The organism is uncultured Campylobacter sp. (assembly GCF_938017615.1).
Taxonomy (GTDB): Bacteria; Campylobacterota; Campylobacteria; order Campylobacterales; family Campylobacteraceae; genus Campylobacter_B.
Genome location: NZ_CALIJA010000083.1, coordinates 1 through 2,771 on the forward strand (window position 1 = coordinate 1; position 2,771 = coordinate 2,771).

The window sequence follows — 2,771 nt, forward strand, 5'->3', positions numbered from 1 at the left end:
TAGTACAGGTTTAGACGGCTACGTCGCCTACGCACAAATCAGCCACTTACGAATTTCCCGCGACTATTGATAAGCAAACACTCGCTATATGCAAGCAAACTCGCGCTGTCCGCGCACAAACTCCGCGCCCTAAATTCCTCAAATTTAGACTATTTTTTCACCTTGATCACGTATGGCACCGATTTTATCACACCTTTGGAAAATAGCGTCTTGGTGTCCGCATACACGGCATCAAGCTCGGCCTTTGAGACGTCCGCATCGCTTACCTGCACGTCTTTGTCGTAGTATTTCTCGATCACGTCGATCGCGCCCTTTTGATCGCTCGGAGAAAGGGCCTTCAGGTGCTTTAAAATCAGCGCCGATTTGATAAACGCGCTCTTGCCGTGCACCGGCGCAAAGATCAATTTTACGTTGCTGTTGCGAAGGTGCTTCGTGATCCTTTTCATCTCCTCGGCGCAATACGGGCACTCCGGATCGCCCACGATGTAGGTCATATAAGGGTTATTTTTATCAAACGACTCGATATAGGCAAATCTCGCGGGATCTATGCTCTTTAACAGCTCAAGCGCGGCGGCATCCCTCGCGTCCTTTAAAATTTGAGTTCTCATCTTAAATAGCGCCGCATCCGCCCCGTCCGCAAGCTTGGGCTCCTCAGTCACTGCCACTAGGCTTTTGCCGTCGTCGCTAGCCAAAAATGCCTCTTTTGTGTCGCCCGAGCGGACGATTAGTAAATTTAGTCCGTTTAGCGAGTTCAGCTTATCGATCGAGATGAGCTGAGCGTTTTTATCATTTAGACTTTGCTTTAGGTTTTTCACGAATTCCGCTTCGTTCGCATTCGCGCCAAGCGCAAAAGCCGCACACGCAGCCAAGACGTAGATGATTTTTTTCATAGCTTCCCTCCCCTTAAAATTTCGCCAATTATACCAATTTAAAATAAAATTTGTTATAATCGCGCCCTATCAATTTAAGGAGAAATTTATGGCTTATTCAATGGGTGATTTAAAAAAGGGTTTGAAGATCGAAATCGACGGCATTCCGTATAAAATCGTGGAGTATCAGCACGTAAAGCCGGGCAAGGGAGCGGCATTCGTGCGCGCTAAGATCAAATCTTTCATCGATGGCAAGGTGCTTGAAAAGACCTTCCATGCGGGCGATAAATGCGAGGCGCCGAATCTCGAGGAAAAAGAAATGCAGTATCTCTACGATGACGGCGAGGCGTGTCAGTTCATGGATACCGATAGCTACGAGCAAATCGCGATCAGCGACGAGGATGTGGGCGAGGCGAAAAAATGGATGCTAGATGGCATGATGGTAAATATAATGTTTTACAACGGCAAAGCGATCGGCGTGGATGTACCGCAGGTGGTGGAGCTTAAAATCGTAGAAACTGCGCCGAATTTCCGCGGCGATACGCAGGGCAGCAATAAAAAGCCCGCCACGCTTGAGACCGGCGCCGTGGTACAGATCCCATTTCACGTATTAGAAGGCGAGGTCATCCGCGTTGACACCGTCCGCGGCGAGTATATCGAAAAAGCAAACAAATAACTTCTCTATTTTTGCGAAATTTTGATTTCGCAAAAATTCCTCTTTCTTTTAAAATTTATAAACTCCGGACGATAAATTTAAACCGCATCGGTTGCGTAAATTTTGATTAAAATGGCTTTTCGAATTTGCCGCAGCGTGGATCATTTAATCTAAATTTTGCGTAGCGCTGATTTGGCAAATTTAGGATGGTTTTACGATTAAATTTACGGATATGAAATTTGAGTATAAAAACGCCCGAAAGCAAATCTTGCGACCCGCTTTCGGGCTTTGAGCTAGGCTGCAACTTTAATTAGATTTAAAATTTCACCTTCACTTGGGAAACGAGGCTTAGCAAAATCTTTATTGAAGAAAAGCTTTCTGCCGTCAACTTCTACTAGAAAGTCTCCGCTGCCACCAGGGGCCAACTCGACAACTGCATCCTTATAGACGCCTGTTATTTCATCTCTCACACGGAGAGCTTGCGGTCTATAAGATCAAGAATTACAATAAGTAATTACAACCTTCATCTTTTATTCCTTTCTAAAAAAGTGCCACATTCTAGCAGAACTAGCTTAAATTTTAATATAAAAGTTGGGTTCCGCGCGCCTCAGCATTTAAAATTTATGGGCGAATTTCGCCGTTTGCAAAGCTCTAAATTTCGCTGCTGTGAGCCCAAGGCTAGTCTTCAAATTTTAAAATTTCATCGTAGCAGAGATAAAAATCGCAGCCGTGCGCATGGAATTTCTTATCGCCGTGAAAGTGTCCGAAATACCACCGCTCAGGCCTTACGAGCTCAAAGATCCTCTCTAAATACTCAGACGTTTTATCGGGAGTACTTTTGCCGCACCAAAGGTACTCTTTTAAAAATTTCATCACAAACCCCGGCGCCGTGTGACTTAGCACCGCATCGATCCGCCCGCCCGCGGCGATGAAATTGCGCGCATTTCGCATCGCGTAGCCAAACTCATCCTCGCTCGGAATCTCGCGCGCCCACCAGCTAAGCCCCGGTATCCGATGCGCCTTATCGACGCTAAGCGCGCCGCCGAAGCATAAAAAGCGCCGCGCCGCGATCTCGTAAATTTCGCCGCGCCGTAGCCAAAAAATATTTTCGCCGCCCACGCCTACGCTGCCGCCGAATTTCCACTCGCGCGGCAGTTCGTCCAACATATCGAAATTTTCGTGGTTACCGTCGATAAAAAGAAGTGTGGCGGGAAAATATCTTTCTATATTTTTGCGTGCCATAAACT

3 protein-coding genes and 1 pseudogene are annotated in these 2,771 nt (G+C 46.6%); 1 reads left to right on the plus strand and 3 read right to left on the minus strand.

Features of this window, described 5'->3' with window-relative positions; genetic code table 11:
- Positions 1–149 precede the first annotated feature (149 nt).
- Complete coding sequence (locus tag Q0620_RS03860; RefSeq protein WP_298783294.1) at positions 150–890, minus strand: hypothetical protein; 741 nt, start codon at positions 888–890, stop codon at positions 150–152.
- Between the two features lie 88 nt (positions 891–978).
- Here Q0620_RS03860 and efp point away from each other — a divergent pair, with 88 nt between their 5' ends.
- The gene (gene efp, locus Q0620_RS03865) at positions 979–1,545 is read left to right on the plus strand and encodes an elongation factor P (RefSeq protein WP_298783295.1); all 567 of its coding nucleotides are present in this window, start codon (positions 979–981) and stop codon (positions 1,543–1,545) included.
- Between the two features lie 272 nt (positions 1,546–1,817).
- Here efp and Q0620_RS03870 read toward each other — a convergent pair whose 3' ends face one another.
- On the minus strand, positions 1,818–2,051 hold the full coding sequence (locus Q0620_RS03870; RefSeq protein WP_298783296.1) for a SelT/SelW/SelH family (seleno)protein: 234 nt from the start codon (positions 2,049–2,051) through the stop codon (positions 1,818–1,820).
- Positions 2,052–2,202: 151 nt separating this feature from the next.
- Positions 2,203–2,771, minus strand: a pseudogene (locus Q0620_RS03875) (hypothetical protein); the annotation flags it as partial.